This window comes from Apibacter sp. ESL0432, assembly GCF_019469225.1.
Taxonomy (GTDB): domain Bacteria; phylum Bacteroidota; class Bacteroidia; order Flavobacteriales; family Weeksellaceae; genus Apibacter.
In genome coordinates this window covers 360611-381624 of record NZ_CP048266.1, presented here as the reverse complement: position 1 = coordinate 381624, position 21014 = coordinate 360611, and the positions used below count along the sequence as shown (strand labels likewise).

The window sequence follows — 21014 nt, the reverse complement described above, 5'->3', positions numbered from 1 at the left end:
ACGCTCCCTTTTATGACTCCATTAACGTCATCCCAATCTGCTCCGTAACAATCACCTATATAATTTCAACCTCAAACCATTCTCCTTTGTCATGATATGTAATCACTACTTTTTTTTCTTTATCTTTATTATACAATTCATATATATAAGTGTCTATTTCTTTTTTTCCTTTATCCTGTTCTGCGAAATCTAACAGATTTTGTAAAATATTTAAGTTTAGAGTTTCAAAATTATAATATAAGGAAAGAGTTTTAGAATTAATTTTACTTGCTTCTTCTTCATAATCAGTTGCAGATACTTTTATTACAGGAGGATCAAATGGTTTTACTTCTTTTCCTTGTTCATTTTGAAATTGAATAGGTACTCTTTTTTTTAATATGTTTATAATTATTGAATAATATTTATTCTTATCCTTGTGAAAGAAAAATCTATTTTTATTTTTTTTTCTTAAAAATTCTACTCCATCTTCAAAATCATAAATATTTTTATCAGTTAATATTTCAAAATAACCAAATTGTTTTTCAGCAAAAGAGAATATATATTTTATACATTGTTCATTATCATTAAAATTTTCAATTACAAAATATTTAGCAAAATAAGTATCTTGTAAATGGTATATCTTAAGTGAATTATTTGAACATTGTACAATAAATAAAAGATAAAATATAAGAAGTTTTAGAGAGTTTAATTTTTTCATATTATTATATAATCTAATGATTGGTAAATAATTTCAGTTTCAAAAGGCTGACAACCGTATTGGTGCTGTAACCAAAAAAATGCTGTAAGGCTATGAACGCTTCCTTTTACAACCCTATTTATGTCATCCCAGTCTGCCCCATACCAATCTCCTATATACATATTAGTTTTCACTAAAAATATCCCCGGTTTATCTTCTTCAATTTCCAAGTCTACCTTTATGGTTTGAGTTCCTCCCATCAACCCATAATAATCGTAATCTATAATATGCCAGGGCTGATTAAAATTTGGCAAAGACTTTGTTTCATATTTTCTAAATATTTCCACTATTTCTTTTCCATTTTTTGTTTGTATAGTACGTTCTTTAATCAAAAATTTAATTACTTCTAAATATTTATCAAAATATTCCCTAAAGGGTCCGTATTCTTTTAAGTCTTTGGAAATTTTAGAGTTTTCATCAAAGCTTAGTTTTTTTCCTTTGCCATTATAAAAGTTATTAATTACCTTATCCGCTACCTCTTTCGATAGAACCCTGCGGGTTCCTAATAATAAATTTTCATAACTTTCTTTTATACTTTTCAGAGACTTATTCCTTACACTATTTATATTCACCCAACCCAATCTATTTGCATGTTTTTTAATCTGTTCTTCTGTTATTTTTCCATACTCTGTAGCAAATCCGGATTGCAATTTACCCCAATTCTTTATTCCTTTATAATAAAATTTCTCTATTCCAATTTTTAGAGATGATTGTTCCAATCCCACATGACCTATATTATAGTAAGCATAAACTATTATGTATGAAGATTTAATATTTCGATCAACATTAATTATAATTTCTTCCTTTCCGTTGACTTGCGGATAATTCCAAAATATTGACTGATTTTCATACTGTGTTGCCCAACGGATTTGATGCCGTTCTATCGAAGTTGGAGAACGATTGTATTTTACTATTTTAAATTTATAATAAATTCCTTTTTTAATGCAAGAAACTTTTTGTCCCTTTTCATCAAACGGTCCGTCCAGTTTTACCACGCGTAAAGGTGGTGGAGGGGTATAATCATTTAGATATTCAACTCCGCCCTGCTCTCCTATCATTTCTACTTTTTTGGCGGAATATAAAGTCAAATTATCATGTGTTGCCTCTAATATAAGAGATTTTTTTGCCCTTTTTATACTCTCTCCCCCTATTTTGCGTACGATATTTCCTCCTTGCATAACTCTTTAGTATTAATGAATTAGAAGTATTTTAACTATAATGAATATAACTTTTATTTTCAGGTAAAATTTATTTTAACTCTAGCTATCTCTTACACTGATGAAATTTGTATGCATAAACGCATATTATTTTTTCTTTGTTTTTTTATATAAAATGAAAAATATACCGATACAAATAAGATCTCCAATTAAGTAAATTATACCTAACCCAAATAAAGCACCTACCATAGCTGAATCATCTCCCGGGATAGTTTTTTCCGGATGAAAATAATCATACCAATTAAAGCCAATTAATATAATAGATGCTAAACTTGTATATAAGATTGCAATAATTAAAATTATTTTAGCTATCTGTATAACTATTTTTTTATTCATGTAAAACTTCTTTTGGTTATAAAAGGTTTATAACCTCTAAAATGTTGTAAAATAAACCAAGCAATAAAAATATCATAATCATATTTTTCAATGTCCGGATAATCTAAGCCAAAATGATCAAACATTTCAAATATTAATTATTCATGAGGTTTCATACTAATTATTACCTATATAATTTCAACCTCAAACCATTCTCCTTTGTCATGATAAGTAATCACTACTTTTTTTTCTTTATCTTTATTATATAATTCATATATATAAGTGTCTATTTCTTTTTTTTCTTTATCCTGTTCTGCGAAATCTAACAGATTTTGCAAAATATTTAAGTTTAGAGTTTCAAAATTATAATATAAGGAAAGAGTTTTAGAATTAATTTTACTTGCTTCTTCTTCATAATCAGTTGCAGATACTTTTATTACAGGAGGCTCATATGGTTTTACTTCTTTTCCTTGTTCATTTTGAAGTTTTATGGGTATCTTTTTAAGATAATTAATAGTAATAGATGTATTTTTTAAATTTTCACCCATTCTAAAAAATAAAAATTGTTGTTTTGAATTATCTTCAAGAGAGTTAAATCCATCTTCAAATCTATATGTATTTTTATCTGTAACTATTACAAGCCGCCCTAATTGCTTTCGACTAAAATTAATAAGATATTTTATACTTTCTTCATTATCCTTAAAATTATTAATTATATAAAATTTCGCAAAATAATCTTCATTTAAAAAATCTATTTTAGGTGGATGATTTGAACAGCTTATTAGTAGTAAAATAAAAGTCGAAAGATGAAATAGAAATTTTATTTTTTTCATAATGTTAAATAATCTAACGATTGGTAAATAATTTCAGTTTCAAAAGGCTGATAACCGTAATGGTGTTGTAACCAAAAAAATGCTGATAGGCTATGCACGCTCCCTTTTATGACTCCATTAACGTCATCCCAATCTGCTCCATACCAATCACCTATATACATTTTAGTTTTTACTAAAAATTTCCTCGGCTTATCTTCTTCAATTTCCAAGTCTACCTTAACCGTTTGTGTTCTTTCTACCAAACCCTTATAGTCATAATTTATAATATCTCCACTTCAAACCATGATCCTTTATCGTGGTATTTTAATTTCATTTTTTTCTGATTATCTTTATTGTATAAAATATAAGTATAATTTTCTGTTTCTTTTTTACTTTCGTCCTTTTCTGCATAGTCTAAAAAATTCTGCACCGTATTTACTGTTAATGTTTTAAAATCTGCTGTTATATATGTTTGATAATTAATTACTTTGATGCTAAAATGAATAGGAGTATTTTCTAAAAAATTTAACCTAACACTTTTATAGTAATTTCCTACTCTTTTTTTATCAAAAATAAATTTTTGATATCTTTTTTTAAACCAATATACACCATCCTCAAAATAAACTTCTTTTTTATTAGTTAAAACAAAGAAATACCCTATATTTCTTTCTGAAAAATCAAATATATACTTAATACTTTCATAATCATCTCTATAACCATCAAATATATAAAATTGAGCATCATAAGTATCTTGTAAATGATATATTTTTTTATCCTGTGTGCTGCAAGAAAATAATTGTAGTGTGATTATAAATAAAAATGCAATTTTTATTAATTTCATAGTCCTATATAATCAATTGATTTATAAAATATTTCAGTTTCAAATGGTTGACATCCATAGTAATGCTGTAACATAAAGAAAGCCTTCAAACTGGGCGCAAATTCTTTTACTCCCTTTCCATTTAAATCGTCCCAGTCTGCTCCGTACCAATCACCTATATACATTTCAGTTTTTATCTTATACTTATTGCTTTCAATTTCAGTTATTTCCAAATCTACTTTTATAGTTTGCGTACCTCCCATGAGCCCATAAAAATCGTATTTGAGTATATCCACTATTTTACTAAAATTAGGTCGTGAATCAAAATCTTTATCGTTAAATATTTTTATTAATTCCTCTCCATCTTTATCCTGTATAGACTTTTCTTTGAGCATATATTTGATTACTTCCAAATAATTTTTAAAGTATTGTCTAAAATATGGATATTCTTCCAAATCAGATTGAAATTGTGGCCAATCCTTAAAACTTAATTTCTTTCCTCTTCCATAATAAAAATTATGGACTACCTTATCTGCAACATTATCGGACAACACTTTGCGTGTACCTGTAATACTACTTTCATAATAAAATTTTGCCATCTTTAAACCTGTTTCTTCCCCCCATTCTACAAACCTTTTATAAGCTTTTTTACCTTGACTATTAGCATTTGCTTCAATATCCTTATTTGTAATTCTATCAAATTTAGCAGAAAAATCTAGTTCTTCATCGGTTTTATACTTTTGAAGTTTACCCCATTGCTTAGTTCCTTTATAATAAAATTTATCATCCAGTCTACTTAGTATACTAACATCCTTACTAGGCTTTTCCAAGTAGGCATATACACTGAATTTAGAATTTTTAACATCTTTGGATACTAAAAATTTTGCTTCTTGTTTTCCGTTATTTTGAGGATATTTAGATATAATCTCTCCTTCATCAAGTTGAGTTGCCCACTTAATTCTTATTAGTTCATGTGGTTTAGGCTGCCTATTGAAATTTACTATTTTGTATTGGTATGATATACCTTTTTTAATACAAGAAACTTTCTGCCCCTTATCATCAAAAGGTCCGTCCAGTTTTACCACGCGCAATGGCGGTGGAGGGGTATAATCATTTAAATATTGAACACCGCCATTTCTTCCTACCATAGTAACCTTTTTTCTGGCATTAAAGGTTAAATTTCCACCATTGGCTGTAAGAGTTATGGATTCTTTTGCTCGTTTTATACTCTCTCCTCCTATTTTGCGTACTATATTTCCTCCTTCTATTCCCATAATTTCTAGTGTAATGTGGTATCTTCTGCACTATTGGATGTAACAGCTTTAACACTCTCAAATTTAATATTTTCATCTTCTGAACTATATTTGCCATCTTTAGAAGATGTTTCAGTAATATTCTTGGCATCTGAAGTTCTACTTTGTCCTGCAGCTTCATAAATATTAGCGGCGGTCAAACTATAATCTTCTCCCACCATCAGGGATACATTTTCTCCTGCATTCATGGTTATATTTTGAGAAGCATTTACCGATATATTCCCGGCATCCATATACAAGGTTTCAGGGGCATATACTTTGATATTCCCTTTTCCATCCAAAAAAATTCTATTTCCGCTTGGATCTTCCATTAGTATCGTTCCCTCGGAATCATTAAATATTATCTTAGTGCCGCTTCGGGTCTGTATCACTTTAATATCATTTCCTTCACTATAATAGGCGGCTATTTCTCCTCCATTATAAGCCGTTCCTAATACTACGGGTGCTTCGGCATTTCCTCCTTGAAAGGCACACAAAACGGTCTCTCCTTTCTCCGGATTCATATAGGTACCTTTTCCTCCTCCCGCATGAGGCTGTATTACCTGTATCCACGGGGTTTGACTGTTGCTTTCTTTCTGCCAACTAAACTGCACGCGCACTCTACCCATTTTCAACGGATCTTGATTATCTGTAACCGTAGCATGTTGTATTGAAGCTTTCGGATAGGCTCTTCCGTTGTAAAACGGTGGAACGGTCATGTCCTTAGGTATGCCTGTAAAGGTATTTTCATAGCCCTCTCCGTCTGCAAAGCGGTGTTCAATTTCGATGATCTTATATGATTCAATCGGTATTCGACCGTCTTTAAATATTTCATGTTCAGGCATCCACACCATCATCTTGGCTACATCTCCGATCCGCAATTGGGGATTGTTACTCACCCCTTCTACATAAACTAAATTTTGTCTTTTCTTTTTTTCAACCTCCATTGAATCTTCCATTTCCTTTGAACCGTTTGGTAATAAGCTTTGTTCATAATGGAATTGAGGTACTGTGTGATACAGGTTTTTTGAATAGGCTAAGGCATGTTGTTGAAAGGGATTGGTTGAACCGGGATGAGATTGAGGGTTAGCGGTTAAAATATGCTCTGTTTTTTGTTGGGCATCATAGGCCGTAAATTTAAAATTCTGAGGTCCGATTCCCAGTTTTAACTCATATTCAAATACGTCTTCTCCTTCCATTAATTCTATGACCCTTCCCCCCCATGAACTATAGCAATATTCTTCACCATTGTAATAAAAATATTCACCATAGCGTTCGCTAAGTTGTTGGATAAAGGCTAAATCCGAACAATTGTACTGTACGGTATAAGGTAATCGTTCTTTTTTATTGGGATTGAATTGAAAGTTTATTAAGTTTCGGGAATAGGGTTTTATTATTTCTTTTATAATTTCTTCCTGGGTTTGGTTTTCAAAACTTCTGCATTGTAATCCGCTTTCCATCAATACCTCGGGAGAGGTACCCCGAAATACCAGCTGACGTATGCCTTGTTTTTTGGGTAGAGATATTTGTGTAATCACACCCGTAAAAAGAGAGGCTGTTTTTCCATACTGGCGAAATTCAAAGGTTATTTTTTTTCCTAAGTATTCTTTGGTATTTTGGTAGATATACGTCTTTTTATTTTCTCCGAATTCGTCCGGATCACAATAGAGTGTAAAAGTGTGTAACTGATTGAGTTTTTGCTTTAGCTCTAATTTTATACTGGTTTTGGTAAAATATTCAATTTCGTTGATACGTATTTTCACGGATACTAAATGAGTTTTTCCATAGACCTCTTCTTTAGTTCCTCCGTATTTTGCATAATATCTAACCTCTTTTTGAGGCGGGTTTAATTGAAAGGAAGGCTCCGTACCTTCTTCATAATTTGGAGTGGTTTTCATATAATAAGTAGTTTGTTTTGTTATTAAACAATAATAAACAAAGATACTAAATATTTAGTTATTGAAATAAATATATTTGAAAAATAGAAATAAGTAGTGGTAAAAATGCCAATTATATGGTTTATGAGATAGCAATAAGATCATTTTATATGTATGTGTTTTTTAATCAAACAATCTAAAAAGTATAAAATTTAAGTATAGGATAGGATCAATATTAGTTATTCTTTAAACAAAAAGTGAATTTCAAATCTTACTTCTTTCGGAATTATAAAAAAGAACTTGATGAATATGAAAAAATCGTGAGTCTCATTGAATCTATTTAAAAATGTAAAAAATAATCAAGAATAATAGTATTCCCGAAGATGAAAAACTTACCTAAAAAACCATATAAAACGAAAAAACCCGCTATATAAGCGAGTTTAAAAAGTGGAGATGGAGGGATTCGAACCCTCGTCCAAACAAGCAATACGTAAGCTTTCTACATGCTTAGTGAATTATTAATTTTCGGCTGATTGCTGAGAATTCACACCCCACAAGCAGCTTATCATCTAAATTTTCGAACAGAACCCGATGCGTGTCCTGTTCTATCTCCGCATTCCCGTGCCTCTTAACCAAACGCCGCAGAGAAGGGCTTTTGAGAGACATTTAGCTTCCTTACCTGGTAAGGAGATCGCTTGGACTTACTGTAATTCGGTCGTATTAAGCAGCTAAAGCGTATTCTTCGTTGCCAGTTATAAGTTTGTAACGGAAGTTTAACGAGATTACCTTACGTGACTCGACATGCTTACTTACCCATTGATCTTGCTGTCAAAACCGGTCATCCCCAATGGATAATTCTTTAATTTAATTGGCAAATATAATCATTTTAACTTAATTATAAGTCAAAATGGACCCCGTATTCCTTTAAGCACTATATATATTCAATTATTATTTTTAAATAAAATCAAAGATTTGAAAACAAAATAAGATATAAAACCATACATCTAAGCTTTTACTAAATCAATTAAAAACAAGGAGATCGATTTAAAATTTCATCATAACAATATTGACAGTAAAAAATAATTTTCTAAATATTTTTAAAAATAGAAATTATCTTTTTATTATAATTATAAAAATTTAAATCCCTAAAAATAAAACAATATATCATAAAGAATTTATAATTTATATATATTTTAAAATAGATAATATGATTTTTTCAATAAAAAATAAAAAAAAAGAGTTTGATTTAGAATGAAAAAAACTAATTTTGTAACTATTAAGAAAAAATTCATATATGAAATTCATAGTTTCAAGCGGAGAATTATTAAAAGCATTACAATTAATAAGTGGAGTTACCGGAGGAAACTCATCTTTACCTGTATTGGAAAATTTTTTATTCGATCTGGATTCTGATAAATTAACCATCTATGGATCTGATGGTGAAACAACCATGAAAACCAGTATTGAAGTTCAAAGTACAGATAAAGGAAAAATTGCAGTTCCTTCAAAACTGCTTACCGATACAGTAAAAACTTTTTCCGAACAGCCGCTTTCCTTTTCACAAGAAGGAAATCAACTCGAAATTGTGGATGAAAAAGACAACTACTTCATAGCTTTGGATGATGTAGACCAGTATCCTACCCTACCCGAATTAGACACAGACAGGTCTATAACCATGAAAGCCTCCGTTTTAGGAGAAGCGGTCGCCAATACTATATTTTCAACCGGTAATGACGCCATGCGTCCCGTGATGACCGGGGTATTATTCCAATTTACCAATTCGGAATGTCGATTTGTAGCAACCGATGCTCATCGCTTGGTAAAATATACTCGTAAAGATGTATCGGCCAATGAAGATATAGAATTCATCATGCCTAAAAAACCGCTTACTCTATTGAAAAATGCCTTGATTGCATATGAAGATGAGGTTATTATTGAATTTAATGAAACCAATGCTCGGTTCACTCACAATGAAACTCAATGGGTTTGTAGGCTAATAGATGGTAAATATCCAAACTACGATGCCGTAATCCCTAAAGAGAATCCGAACGTATTGACTATAAACAGGCAATTATTTTTAAGCTCTCTAAAAAGAGCCGCCCTTTTCTCTAATAAATCAACTTCGCAAGTACGTTTAGCTTTAAATGGAAATTTACTTAAGCTAAGCGCTGAAGATGTTGATTTTTCAAATAAAGCGGATATGAGCCTTCCTTGTGATTACAATGGGGAAGAATTGAAAATAGGATTTAATTCCAAATTCTTAAATGAAATGCTTAACAACATTTCTTCGGAAGACATTACTCTTGAAATGTCTACGCCCAATCGTGCGGGAATTATTAAACCTGCAGACGGATTGGATGAGAACGAAGACATATTAATGTTGGTAATGCCTGTTATGCTTAATAACTAAATAAATTTTAAAATATAAACCACTTTTCTCGCTCTTATGTAAATAAATTATTTACATAAGATTTTTTTAATATAAATAGTTAAAATCAATGAAAATTTCTTATAATTGGTTATGTAAATATATTAAGACTGATTTATCTGTTGAAAAAATAGCTTCCATACTTACAGACACAGGTTTGGAAGTGGAAGATGTTGAAGAAATTGAATCTGTCAAAGGCAGTCTAAAAGGTGTAGTAGTCGGTGAAGTCATTGAATGTGAAAAGCACCCGAATGCAGACAAGCTGAAACTAACTAAAGTGAACTTAGGGGATCAAACCGTACAAATTGTTTGTGGGGCACCTAATGTTGAAAAAGGCCAAAAAGTACCTGTAGCCACTATTGGTACTTCTTTATATTCCGAAGACGGAAGCGAATTTAAAATCAAGAAAAGTAAAATACGAGGGGAAGAATCTTTCGGAATGATTTGTGCCGAAGATGAATTGGGCTTAGGCAAAAGTCATGAGGGCATACTCGTACTTGATACTAATTTAAAAGTGGGTACTCCTCTCAATGAGGTGATCCCTGTTTCTAAGGATTATTGTATTGAAATAGGGCTTACTCCCAACCGTACGGATGCTATGTCTCATTATGGAGTAGCTCGTGATTTATATGCGGCGCTTAAAAGCAGAAAAATCAAGGCTGAATTACAACCAATCACTTTCGAAAATTTCAAATTGGATGAAGCCAAAGGGAATCCAATTAGTGTTGAGGTAGAAAATGAACAACTTTGTCCAAGATATTCAGGTATATATTTAAAAAATATTGAAATTAAACCTTCACCGGATTGGTTACAAAACCAGTTAAGAATCATAGGATTATCTCCTATAAATAATGCAGTAGATATAACTAATTATATATTACATTCCTACGGACTTCCTCTTCATGCATTTGATGCCGATAAAATTGGCGGTCAAAAAATAAAAGTGGGAACAGTACCGGAAGGAACTACGTTTACTACATTAGACGGAGTAAAAAGAAATCTATCCGATTCCGAATTACTTATAAAAGACGCTCAGGATACTCCTTTATGCTTGGCCGGTGTGTATGGCGGATTAGAATCCGGAGTTTCCAATGAAACTAAAAATATTTTTTTAGAAGCTGCTTACTTTGATCCGGTTTCTATAAGGAAAACCTCTAAAAAAGAAGGGTTAAATACCGATTCTTCTTTCCGTTTTGAAAGAGGTGTAGACTCTAATTATACCCTGATTGCTTTGAAAAAAGCCTGTGAGCTTTTTAAAGAGTTAACCCATGCAACCGTTGTTGGAGAAATGATAGATATATATCCCAATCCAATAAAAAACGTAAATACTATTTTAAGGTATCATAAAATCGATCGAATATTAGGAAAGAAAATCCATAGAGAACAGATCAAAGAAATCTTAAAATCATTAGAGTTTACTATCATCAGCGATACAAACGAAGTTTTGGATCTTATAGTACCGGCTTATCGTGTAGATGTGACGAGGGAAATAGATGTTATTGAAGAAATTGCACGAATCTATGGGTACAATCAAATTGATATTCCTGAAAAGTTTTCGTTTGCTTATGAAAATAAAAATGTCTTTGATGAAGAATTTCTTGAAAACACGATTGCTAACCAATTAAAATATAATGGTTTTAACGAAATCATCAACAATTCGTTAACGTCTCGCAGAGATGAAAACAATCAATACGTGGAACTGGTTAATCCTTTAAGCACAGATTTGTGTGTAATGAGGCAATCCCTGGTATATGGAGTATTACAAAGTATATCATTTAACAGCAATCGTAATCAGAAAGAAATTAAGTTTTATGAATTCGGAAAAACTTATTTTAAAAATTCCGCGGGAACTTATATTGAAAATAAAAAACTTTCGGTAGCTTTATTCGGGAATTTCCAGGAAAATAATTGGATTATTCCTCAAAATACCTCTACTTTTTTTCATTTAAAAGGAATTGTAAGCCAATTATTTACCGGTTTTAACATATCCATTGATGAAAAACCATTAGAGTCTTCTTCTCTGTATAAAGACGGCATCGAACTTTTTGTAAACGGATATTCTTTAGGTAAATTAGGAAGTATCAATCCTAAGCTTTTAAAAGAATTCGGATTAAAAGGTAATGTATTTTATGCAGAATTGGAATGGGAAAAATGGGTGGATCTTGCCTCTAAGAAAAAACCTTATAAATTAGCTGAAATTCCTAAATTTCCGGGCTCAACCCGAGATTTAGCCCTTTTACTGGATAAAGATATAAAATATTTTGACTTATATAAAGCTGCCTTTGAAACAGAAAAAAAATTGCTTCAATCCGTAAATCTTTTTGATGTTTATGAGGGCAAAAATCTACCTGAAGGCAAAAAATCATATGCATTGAATTTCTTCCTTCAAGATGAAAATAAAACCCTTACGGATCAAGACATTGATAAGGTTATGAAAAAGTTGTTAGATCGTTTTTCAACCCAGTTTCATGCCGAATTAAGAAATAATTAATGATGAAAATATGCATAAAAATGTTGTAATTCTAGGGGCCGGAAATGTTGCTTATCATTTAACCAGAGCCTTACTTGAAAATACGGTGAATGTCGTACAGGTTTTCAACAGAACTCTGGATAAAGCACAAAATTTTGCAGAAGATTATAATATTAATTATACAGATAAAATTTCAGAAATTGTTAAGGCAGACATCTATATTATCTGCACTTCAGATAAGGCCATTTCCGAAATATCTTATTATGTACCATTTGAAGATTGTTTAGTTGTCCATACTTCCGGATCGATCCCCTTATCTGCGCTTAAGGGTAAATACAGAAAAGGAGTCTTTTACCCTTTGCAAACCTTTTCAAAAAAAAGAGCGTTGGAATACGATAAAATTCCTTTTTTTATTGAAACAGAAAATAAAGACGATGAAACTATTCTTTTAAATTTGGCTAAAAGAATTTCTGATGAAGCCTATGTTGTTGATTCAGAAAAGCGATTGAAAATACATATGTCGGGTGTATGGGCCAACAATTTTACCAATCACCTACTTTACATAGCCAATGAAATTTGCCGTAAACAAGATATACCTTTTGAGATTTTAAAACCTTTGATAAAGGAAACTTTTGAAAAAATAAATGATGACATTTCTCCGTATGACGCTCAAACAGGACCGGCAAAAAGAAATGACCAAGTTGTTATCCAAAAACATTTATCTATCTTAGAATCTGATTCGAATTTATACCAAATCTATTCTTTACTAACTAATTCCATTTTAGAAACTTACCATGATAAATTATAAAGAAAAGCTCAATCATATTAGCGCATTCGTTTTTGATGTAGACGGAGTTATGACCGACGGATCCATTATTCTCATTAATAACGAAATGATAAGAAATATGAATACTAAAGATGGGTTTGCCTTACAGTTTGCTGTAAAGAAAGGTTATAAAATTGCCGTAATTACCGGAGGAAAGGATGCCTCTGTAGTGAGCCGACTTAACTATTTAGGTATAACCGACGTCTATCTTGATTCTAAAGATAAATGGGATGATTTGGAAGATTTTCTTTACAAATACGGGTTGAAACCTCATGAAGTTTTATATATGGGAGACGATCTGCCCGATTATGAGGTGATGAACCAAGTGGGAATTGGAGCAGCTCCCAAAGATGCTTGTCCCGAAATTCTTTCTATTGCAGACTATATTTCACCTACTAAAGGCGGAAAAGGTTGTGTGAGAGATGTGATCGAACAAGTTTTAAGAGTAAAGGGCGATTGGGATTATCTTGAAACAAAAGATACTACCGCTTCTATATAAACAACTTATTTACATAAGTTTTAGGATGTAAAATTTATTTAGATCCCTAAATAAAATAACCAATCTTGTTAATCTATTTGTTAGCAATGGATAAAATCATACGCTTTCAATCATGCTATTCGAATTTAATTTCCATCCTATCTCCAAAATTTTTACACCACCTACCATCTCCATCAACTATATTGTTTTAATATAATTATTTGCACAATATATACGATTTCTTATAAAGAAATTAGTTTTTATCAAACATACAATCTATAAACTGCAAAATTTGAATTATAAATGTTAAAAATTATTAAATAATTATATTAATTAAATTTATAAGAAAATTTTTGTTTCAAAAATATGGATAAATTTATTGCATGGTTTAAATCTTTAAACTTTGAATATCTTTCAATACTAGGGGCTGTTCTTTATATACTTGTTATTATTTATACCATCTTTAAAATAATCAAAAATACGGAAAATCCATCCAAAGCAATCGGGTATTTACTTATAGTTATAATCCTTCCCATTATAGGGGTAATATTATATTTTTCGATTGGAATGAACTACCGATTGGAAAAATTGTATAAAAGAAAATATACACACGATCGAAACTTCTATCAGATACTCAGAAATCAAATAAATGAACATACCGAAAAGAGAATCAACAAATACAATAAATTACTGGAGGGTAAAACTCATTCAATAAGAATGTTACTAAAAGACACTTCTTCTGCCCTTTATGTAGCCGACAATACCAAGTTGCTTATCAATGGTGAAAATAAATTTAAAGAGGTTATTGAAGAATTAAAAAAAGCAACGAAACATATCCATATTGAATATTATATTTTTGCTGATGACCGTATTGGAAACGAAATTAAAGATATTTTAATACAAAAAGCCAAAGAAGGCGTAACCGTACGATTTATTTATGACGATTTTGGAAGCCATTCGTTGAACAAAAGAATGATAAAAGAACTGCGTGAAGGCGGAGTACAAGCCGCTGCTTTTTACAAAATTAAACTTTATGCTTTTGCCAACCGAATGAATTACCGCAATCACCGTAAAATAATAATCATTGATTCTAAAGTTGGTTTTATTGGCGGAATTAATGTTGACGACCGATATATCAATACCCCGAACAGCAAACTATTTTGGCGCGATACCCATTTTATGGTGAAAGGAGAAGCAGTAAACGGACTTCAATATAATTTCATAACCGATTGGAATTTTTGTTCCGGAAATGACGTCGATCCTTTTGACAAAGCCTACTTTCATGCGTCTAAAGATATCACCACTAAAGACGAAAACCCCGAACTTCTTCAGATTGCTGCCAGTGGTCCGGATAGCGATCGAGCAACTATAATGCTTGTATACAACGGAATTATAATGTCCAGCCGAAAGAGGCTTTATTTAACGACGCCATACTTGATCCCTAATGAAACTATTGTTAATGCTTTAAAATACGCAGCTTTAAGCGGAGTGGACGTTCGGATTTTGGTTCCGTTTAAATCGGACAGTATCATTGTGAATGCAGCTTCGTGCGCCTATTATAAAGAGTTATTAGCCTCGGGGGTTCGAATTTACAGGTATACGAAAGGATTTGTACATGCTAAAACCATAATTTCCGACACCAATCTTTCCGTTATAGGATCAGCCAATTTGGATATGCGGAGCTTTGATTTAAATTTTGAAATAAGCGCCTTAGTGTACAGCGAAACCATTAACCGGGAACTTTATGATGCTTTTATGGAAGACATTGAAAACAGTACGGAAGTTTCCTATAAGGAATGGTTAAAACGAAACCGATGGGTAGATTTAGGTAATTCCATAGCCAAACTTATATCACCCCTTTTATAAAAAAATGATTAGTTAATTCTTCAAGGTTAACGAATATTTTAGGGTATAACATTCCCTATATACGGTAATTTAATTGATCTGTATTTTTTAAAAATACGATTTTTTTAAAAGTTATAAATCGCTGATTGTAATACAATAAATTAGTTTTACTATACAATTAAAGTCCATTTAAGATAGACTTTTTTTTCGTATATTCGCAAATCAATTTTTTTCGCATTTGTTTTAAAAGAAAATGAGCAATAAATTTCAAGAATATAAAGAATTAAATCTAAATAAATTTGCAGACGAAATTTTAGAATTTTGGAAAAAAAATAATATTTTCCAAGAGAGTATAAAATCTCGTGAGGGCAATCCCCAATTCGTATTTTTTGAAGGACCTCCTTCAGCTAACGGAATGCCGGGCATTCACCATGTAATGGCTCGTACCATTAAAGATATTTTCTGCCGATACCAAACTTTAAAAGGAAAACAGGTCAATAGAAAAGCAGGTTGGGATACCCACGGTTTGCCCGTTGAACTTGGAGTTGAAAAGGAATTAGGTATTACCAAAGAAGATATTGGTAAAAAAATAACTGTGGAAGAATACAACAAGGCTTGTAAAGAAGCAGTTATGCGATATACCGGTGCTTGGAACGAATTAACTCAAAAAATAGGTTATTGGGTAGATTTAAATCATCCTTATATTACTTACGATCCCAAATATATGGAAAGTGTTTGGTGGTTGTTGAAACAAATTTACGATAAAAATTTACTTTATAAGGGTTATACCATTCAACCCTATTCTCCTAAAGCTGGAACAGGGCTTTCCAGTCATGAGTTGAGTTTACCCGGTGCATATAAAGATATTACAGACACTACCATTGTTGCTCAATTTAAAGCAATTAAGGAAAGCACCACTTTATTTAAGGATATTCAGGGCGATGTATACTTCTTGGCTTGGACTACCACACCGTGGACCTTACCTTCCAATACGGCGTTGACTGTAGGAGGATCTATTGATTATGTATTGGTAAAAACATTTAATCAATATACTTTTGAACCCATCAACGTTATACTCGCTAAAGAATTAGTAGGAAGTCAGTTTTCAGGTAAATTCGTGCCTGCTGAGTCTGATGCCGATTTTCAAGAGTATACATCTGAAAATAAAAAAATACCTTATCGAATTCTTGCCGAATACAAGGGAAAAGATTTAGTTGGAATAAAATACGAACAACTTCTTTCTTGGACATTACCGTATGAAGATGCGGACCGGGCATTTGTAGTGATTGATGGAGACCATGTGACTACTGAAGACGGTACAGGTATTGTTCATACTGCTCCTACTTTTGGTGCAGACGATGCGAAAGTTGCAAAAGAACACGGGGTACCCGGTATGTTGGTTCTTGATGAAAATCAAAATCCTGTTCCTTTAGTGGATTTACAAGGTAAATTTATTTCAAGTTTACCTGAACCTTTTGCAGGAAAATATGTTCGCATTGAATATTATACCGATAACGAAGCTCCGGAACGTTCAACCGACGTTGAAATAGCCATACTTTTAAAGACCGAAAATAAGGCTTTTAAAGTAGAAAAATACAATCACAACTATCCTCATTGTTGGAGAACAGATAAACCTATTCTTTACTATCCTTTGGATTCTTGGTTTATAAAAATTACGGAAGTTCGTGATCGAATGACCGAATTAAATCAAAGTATCAATTGGAAACCTAAATCAACGGGAGAAGGTCGTTTCGGTAATTGGCTGGAAAATGCTAACGATTGGAATCTTTCCAGATCAAGATATTGGGGTACTCCCCTTCCTATTTGGAGAACTGAAGATGCTAAAGAAGAAATCATCATTGGTTCTATTCAGGAGTTGATTGATGAAATGGAAAAATCCGTAAAAGCCGGATTTATGTCTAAAAATATTTTTGAAGATTTTATTGTAGATGATTTTTCCGAGGAAAATTACAGTAAAATAGATCTTCATAAAAATATTGTAGATCAAATAGTTCTTGTTTCAGAGAGTGGAAAGCCCATGAAGCGAGAAAGTGATTTGATTGATGTATGGTTTGATTCAGGAGCTATGCCATACGCTCAATGGCACTATCCTTTTGAAAATAAGGAATTAATAGACGAACGAAAATACTATCCGGCAGATTTTATTGCTGAAGGAGTAGACCAAACTCGCGGTTGGTTCTATACTTTACATGCAATCGGAACCATGATTTTTGACAGCGTAACTTATAAAAATGTTGTTTCCAATGGGTTGGTTTTGGATAAAAAAGGAAATAAAATGTCCAAAAGTAAAGGAAATGCTGTTGAGCCTTTTGAAACCTTGGCTATGTATGGGCCGGATGCTACTCGATGGTATATGATTTCCAATGCCCAACCTTGGGATAATTTGAAATTTGATTTGGAGGGCATTGACGAAGTACGCCGTAAAATATTCGGAACTCTATATAATACTTATTCATTCTTTGCTTTATATGCCAACGTGGATGGATTCAGTTATAAAGAGGATGATATACCATTTAAAGAAAGAAACGAATTAGATCAATGGATCCTATCCGAACTTAATCTTTTAATAGATGAAGTGGATTCTTTCTATACCGATTATGAGCCAACCAAAGCTTTACGAGCAATTAATACTTTTGTAATAGATAATTTAAGCAATTGGTATGTGCGCTTATCAAGAAGACGTTTTTGGAAAGGAGAATATTCCAATGATAAGATTTCTGCTTACCAAACTCTTTATAAATGTTTGGATACTATTGCTAAATTAATGTCTCCGGCAGCTCCTTTCTATTCCGATAAATTGTATCAGGATTTAAATGCTATTACGGGAAAAGAACCTTATGCATCGGTTCATTTAGCTTATTTTCCTGTTAAACAGGAAAATGAAATCGATTATTTATTATTGGAAAGAACTCATTTAGCACAAAAAGTTACCACTATGGTATTTTCTTTGCGTAAAAAAGAAAATATAAAAGTTCGCCAACCGTTGCAAAAAATTATGATTCCTGTTTTAAGTAAAAATGACAGGGAAAATCTCGAATCCATAATACCTATAATAAAACAAGAGGTCAATGTAAAAGAAGTTCAATTATTGAACCCTGAAGAAGCTTCTGATATTATTGTAAAAGCCGTAAAACCTAATTTTAAAACGTTAGGACCTAAATTAGGTAAAGACCTTAAAGCCGTTAGCCAACAGCTCCAACAATTATCTTCTTCTCAAATTGAAGAGTTGGAAAAGAACGGAACTATAACTCTGTCCGGCTACGAACTAAACTTGGATGATGTTGAAATTCGCACACAAGATATCACGGGATGGTTGGTTGCCAATGACGGCAAATTAACCGTTGCACTCGATATCACTATCACACCTGAATTAAAATCTGAAGGAATTGCTCGAGAATTGGTAAATAAAATTCAAAATCTCAGAAAAGAAAATGGATTGGAAGTTACCGATAAAATATCTTTAGAAATTCAGGCGAATGAGGAAATTGAAAAATCCGTTAACGAAAATATGGAATATATATGTTCTGAAACATTAACACAGAAATTAACTTTTGTAAGTAACACTACCGATGGGACGGAATTAGACATTAATGAAATAAAAATTAAAATCGTACTAAAAAAAGTGTAATTATGACTGAAGACAGACTTAGATATTCTGACGAAGAACTTGAAGAATTCAAGATACTTATTCTTGATAAAATTGAAAAAGCGGAAAATGATTTAACTATGCTGAAAGAAGCGTTTGTTAATGATTTAAATAACGGAACGGATGATACCTCTCCTACTTTTAAAGCTTTTGAAGAAGGTTCGGAAACCATGAGTAAAGAAAGTAACTCCCATTTGGCGGCTCGTCAAGAAAAATTTATCCGTGATTTGCGAAATGCTTTAATACGAATTGAGAACAAAACATACGGAATTTGCAGGATTTCCGGAAAATTAATAGGTAAAGAAAGATTGAAAGCGGTTCCTCATGCTACCTTAAGTATTGAGGCTAAAAACAATCAATAGTAAGAATGAAGAAAGTCTTATGGATAACATTTTTTATCCTTTTATTAGATCAAGTATCAAAAATTTACATTAAAACGCATTTTCATCTTCATGAGGAAATAAAAGTTTTTGATTGGTTTTATCTTACGTATGTTGAAAATCCAGGTATGGCTTATGGAGTGCAACTTGGTGGATTCATAGGTAAAATAGGCCTGAGCTTATTGCGTTTGGTATTAATAGGCTTAATGGCTTATTATATCAACAAGTGGTCTAAAAAGGCTAATACATGGTATTTTATCATTCCGGCAGGATTAATTTTTGCGGGTGCAATCGGGAATTTGATTGACAGTACTTTTTATGGAGTCCTTTTCGATTCGGGTACAACGTATAACTCGGTTGTGAAGGATTGGTATGGATATTCGGGAATTTCCAAGCTTAATTTTAAAGGATATGCTCCTCTATTCGGAGGATGTGTCGTGGATATGTTTCGTTTTCCTCTTATAGACACTTATTTGCCTGAATGGTTTCCTATATGGGGAGGTGAAAGGATTCAATTTTTTAATTATATATTCAATGTTGCCGATTCTTCCATCACTCTTGGTGCGATATTTCTCATAGGTGTTTATTTCTTCAAACCCGGTATGTTTCCTAAAGAATGGATGAAATAGTCCTGTGTAAAAAATTACTCCATTTTGTATTCTCATGCGGGGTCTAATCTTTATATGGTATAATAAAAATGCATAAGTTTTTGAACTTTATATTTTAAATGTAAATTTGCATTTTATCATATAAAATACACACATGAGAGTTTTAACAGGCATACAAAGTACGGGTACTCCACATTTAGGCAATATATTAGGAGCCATTGCACCGGCTATTAAGTTAAGCAAGGATCCTTCTAATGAATCTTTTTTCTTTATTGCCAATTTGCATTCCATGACGCAAATTAAAGATGCTGAAATCCTTAAACAAAATACGTATGAAATAGCGGCAACCTGGCTCGCATGTGGTTTGGATATTTCCAAAACTTATTTTTACAGACAATCAGACATCCCCGAAGTAACAGAACTTATGTGGTATTTGCTTTGTTATTTCCCCTATAGCCGTTTGGCTCTGGCACATGGATTTAAAGATAAGGCCGATCGTTTGGAAGATGTAAATTCCGGGCTTTTTACTTATCCTATGCTTATGGCTGCGGACATTCTTTTATACGATGCACAAATCGTTCCGGTAGGTAAAGATCAATTGCAGCATTTGGAGATGACCAGAGATGTCGCTCAAAAATTTAATCACGTACACGGCGATGTTTTGGTAGTCCCTGAAGCCAAAATTCAGGAAAATACAATGTATGTACCCGGAACTGATGGAAATAAAATGAGTAAATCCAGAGGAAATACCATTCAAATTTTTGCCCCTGAAAAAGAGTTAAAAAAACAAATTATGTCTATTGTAACCGATTCTACTCCACTGGAAGAACCTAAAAATCCGGATACTTGTAATGCGTTTTCTATATTTAAATTGGTAGCCACTCCTGAAGAAGTGGAAAATATGAGAGAAAACTACTTAGCCGGTGGTTACGGATACGGACATGCTAAAAATGAATTATTTAAAGTTCTTCTACGTGAATTTGGTGAGGCCAGGGAAAAATATAATTACTATATGAATCATATTGAGGAACTTGAGAATATTCTTAAAGAGGGAGCTGAAAAAACTAAAAGAATAGCATCTGAAACACTCAAAAGAGTTAGAAAGTCTTTACAATTTTAAAACTTTTCAAAAAAAAATTGCAGCAAAAAGATCTTTTGCTACAATTTAAACTAAACTAATTAAACTAATATTTAAATTCTTGTGTAAAAGGATACAATTTTAGTTTAATTATTTTTTTCCTGC

General features: G+C 32.0%; 18 protein-coding genes and 1 other RNA gene. 9 read left to right on the top strand and 10 right to left on the bottom strand.

The window, feature by feature from the left end; translation table 11 throughout:
* Positions 1-55: 55 nt before the first annotated feature.
* From GYM73_RS01590 to ssrA, 10 genes are all read right to left on the bottom strand, one after another.
* Complete coding sequence (locus GYM73_RS01590; RefSeq protein WP_220233935.1) at positions 56-697, bottom strand: hypothetical protein; 642 nt, start codon at positions 695-697, stop codon at positions 56-58.
* Positions 694-1914, bottom strand: a complete 1221-nt coding sequence (locus GYM73_RS01585) for a hypothetical protein (protein WP_220233934.1) — start codon at positions 1912-1914, stop codon at positions 694-696. Before GYM73_RS01585 ends, GYM73_RS01590 begins: the two co-directional genes overlap by 4 nt.
* A gap of 126 nt (positions 1915-2040) precedes the next feature.
* Positions 2041-2289: a hypothetical protein gene (locus GYM73_RS01580; RefSeq protein ID WP_160566718.1), complete on the bottom strand. Its 249-nt coding sequence runs from the start codon at positions 2287-2289 to the stop codon at positions 2041-2043.
* Positions 2286-2414, bottom strand: a complete 129-nt coding sequence (locus GYM73_RS01575) for a DUF3289 family protein (protein WP_220233933.1) — start codon at positions 2412-2414, stop codon at positions 2286-2288. The genes GYM73_RS01580 and GYM73_RS01575 overlap by 4 nt, the downstream gene beginning before the upstream one ends.
* A 42-nt stretch (positions 2415-2456) precedes the next feature.
* Positions 2457-3101: a hypothetical protein gene (locus GYM73_RS01570; protein WP_220233932.1), complete on the bottom strand. Its 645-nt coding sequence runs from the start codon at positions 3099-3101 to the stop codon at positions 2457-2459.
* On the bottom strand, positions 3098-3343 hold the full coding sequence (locus tag GYM73_RS01565) for a hypothetical protein (protein ID WP_220233931.1): 246 nt from the start codon (positions 3341-3343) through the stop codon (positions 3098-3100). Before GYM73_RS01565 ends, GYM73_RS01570 begins: the two co-directional genes overlap by 4 nt.
* 17 nt (positions 3344-3360) lie before the next feature.
* Positions 3361-3921 carry a hypothetical protein gene (locus tag GYM73_RS01560; RefSeq protein ID WP_220233930.1) on the bottom strand — a complete coding sequence of 187 codons (561 nt, stop codon included), beginning with the start codon at positions 3919-3921 and terminating at the stop codon, positions 3361-3363.
* Positions 3918-5174, bottom strand: a complete 1257-nt coding sequence (locus GYM73_RS01555; protein ID WP_220233929.1) for a hypothetical protein — start codon at positions 5172-5174, stop codon at positions 3918-3920. The genes GYM73_RS01560 and GYM73_RS01555 overlap by 4 nt, the downstream gene beginning before the upstream one ends.
* 5 nt (positions 5175-5179) lie before the next feature.
* Positions 5180-7090: a type VI secretion system Vgr family protein gene (locus GYM73_RS01550; protein ID WP_220233928.1), complete on the bottom strand. Its 1911-nt coding sequence runs from the start codon at positions 7088-7090 to the stop codon at positions 5180-5182.
* 424 nt (positions 7091-7514) lie between these two features.
* Positions 7515-7915, bottom strand: a transfer-messenger RNA (tmRNA) gene (gene ssrA, locus GYM73_RS01545).
* 448 nt (positions 7916-8363) lie between these two features.
* Here ssrA and dnaN point away from each other — a divergent pair.
* The 9 genes from dnaN to trpS all read left to right on the top strand — a co-directional run bounded on the left by dnaN (position 8364) and on the right by trpS (position 20891).
* Positions 8364-9479, top strand: coding sequence for a DNA polymerase III subunit beta (gene dnaN, locus GYM73_RS01540; RefSeq protein WP_220233927.1), 1116 nt, complete (start codon positions 8364-8366; stop codon positions 9477-9479).
* Between the two features lie 88 nt (positions 9480-9567).
* Entirely contained in the window at positions 9568-11988 is a 2421-nt protein-coding gene (pheT, locus tag GYM73_RS01535) for a phenylalanine--tRNA ligase subunit beta (RefSeq protein ID WP_220233926.1), read from the top strand.
* Positions 11989-11998: 10 nt separating this feature from the next.
* Positions 11999-12775, top strand: coding sequence for a Rossmann-like and DUF2520 domain-containing protein (locus GYM73_RS01530; RefSeq protein ID WP_220233925.1), 777 nt, complete (start codon positions 11999-12001; stop codon positions 12773-12775).
* Positions 12765-13292 carry an HAD family hydrolase gene (locus GYM73_RS01525; protein ID WP_166005722.1) on the top strand — a complete coding sequence of 176 codons (528 nt, stop codon included), beginning with the start codon at positions 12765-12767 and terminating at the stop codon, positions 13290-13292. Before GYM73_RS01530 ends, GYM73_RS01525 begins: the two co-directional genes overlap by 11 nt.
* 345 nt (positions 13293-13637) lie before the next feature.
* On the top strand, positions 13638-15137 hold the full coding sequence (cls, locus tag GYM73_RS01520; RefSeq protein ID WP_220233924.1) for a cardiolipin synthase: 1500 nt from the start codon (positions 13638-13640) through the stop codon (positions 15135-15137).
* 232 nt (positions 15138-15369) lie between these two features.
* Positions 15370-18765, top strand: coding sequence for an isoleucine--tRNA ligase (gene ileS / locus GYM73_RS01515; protein ID WP_220233923.1), 3396 nt, complete (start codon positions 15370-15372; stop codon positions 18763-18765).
* A gap of 2 nt (positions 18766-18767) precedes the next feature.
* Positions 18768-19145 carry a TraR/DksA C4-type zinc finger protein gene (locus GYM73_RS01510; protein ID WP_105297303.1) on the top strand — a complete coding sequence of 126 codons (378 nt, stop codon included), beginning with the start codon at positions 18768-18770 and terminating at the stop codon, positions 19143-19145.
* A 5-nt stretch (positions 19146-19150) separates the two neighbouring features.
* Positions 19151-19792, top strand: a complete 642-nt coding sequence (locus tag GYM73_RS01505) for a lipoprotein signal peptidase (protein ID WP_160557437.1) — start codon at positions 19151-19153, stop codon at positions 19790-19792.
* A 133-nt stretch (positions 19793-19925) separates the two neighbouring features.
* Positions 19926-20891 carry a tryptophan--tRNA ligase gene (gene trpS, locus GYM73_RS01500; protein WP_220233922.1) on the top strand — a complete coding sequence of 322 codons (966 nt, stop codon included), beginning with the start codon at positions 19926-19928 and terminating at the stop codon, positions 20889-20891.
* The last annotated feature ends 123 nt before the right edge of the window (positions 20892-21014 follow it).